The sequence below is a fragment of the Rouxiella silvae genome, assembly GCF_002093625.1.
In the GTDB taxonomy this organism is placed as follows: domain Bacteria; phylum Pseudomonadota; class Gammaproteobacteria; order Enterobacterales; family Enterobacteriaceae; genus Rouxiella; species Rouxiella silvae.
In genome coordinates, this window is the sequence record NZ_MRWD01000120.1 from 1 (window position 1) to 1,166 (window position 1,166).

Sequence of the window (1,166 nt, forward strand, 5' to 3'; positions counted from 1 at the left end):
AAACCGCACGTCAACGTTGGTACTATCGGCCACGTTGACCACGGTAAAACTACCCTGACAGCTGCTATCACCACCGTTCTGGCTAAGACCTACGGCGGTTCTGCTCGTGCATTCGACCAGATCGATAACGCACCAGAAGAAAAAGCACGTGGTATCACCATCAACACTTCTCACGTTGAGTACGATACCCCAGCTCGTCACTACGCGCACGTTGACTGCCCAGGGCACGCCGACTACGTGAAAAACATGATCACCGGTGCTGCTCAGATGGACGGCGCTATCCTGGTTGTTGCTGCGACTGATGGCCCTATGCCACAGACTCGTGAGCACATCCTGCTGGGTCGTCAGGTTGGCGTTCCTTACATCATCGTGTTCATGAACAAATGTGACATGGTTGATGATGAAGAGCTGCTGGAACTGGTAGAAATGGAAGTTCGTGAACTTCTGTCTATGTACGACTTCCCGGGCGATGATCTGCCAGTCATTCGTGGTTCAGCGCTGAAAGCACTGGAAGGCGACGCTGAGTGGGAAGCTAAAATCATTGAGCTGGCCGGTTTCCTGGATTCTTACATCCCAGAACCAGAGCGCGCAATTGACAAGCCATTCCTGCTGCCAATCGAAGACGTATTCTCCATCTCCGGCCGTGGTACAGTTGTTACCGGTCGTGTAGAGCGCGGTATCGTTAAAGTTGGCGAAGAAGTAGAAATCGTAGGTATCAAAGACACCGTTAAGTCTACCTGTACCGGCGTTGAAATGTTCCGTAAACTGCTTGACGAAGGGCGTGCAGGCGAGAACGTAGGTGTTCTGCTGCGCGGTATCAAGCGTGAAGACATCGAACGTGGTCAAGTATTGGCTAAACCAGGTTCAATCAAACCACACACCAAATTTGACTCAGAAGTTTATATCCTGAGCAAAGATGAAGGCGGCCGTCATACTCCGTTCTTCAAAGGCTACCGTCCACAGTTCTACTTCCGTACAACTGACGTGACCGGTACCATCGAACTGCCAGAAGGCGTAGAGATGGTAATGCCAGGTGACAACGTGAACATGGTTGTTACCCTGATCCACCCAATCGCGATGGACGACGGCCTGCGTTTCGCAATCCGTGAAGGCGGCCGTACTGTGGGTGCTGGTGTTGTTGCTAAAGTTATCGCTTAATCGCTGAT

At 51.6% G+C, this 1,166-nt stretch carries 1 protein-coding gene; it reads left to right on the plus strand.

Translation table 11 applies throughout. The annotated features are described in order from the left end of the window. On the plus strand, positions 1-1,158 hold a 1,158-nt coding region (gene tuf, locus BS639_RS24580; RefSeq protein ID WP_139804187.1), incomplete at its 5' end, for an elongation factor Tu. Positions 1,159-1,166 lie beyond the last annotated feature (8 nt).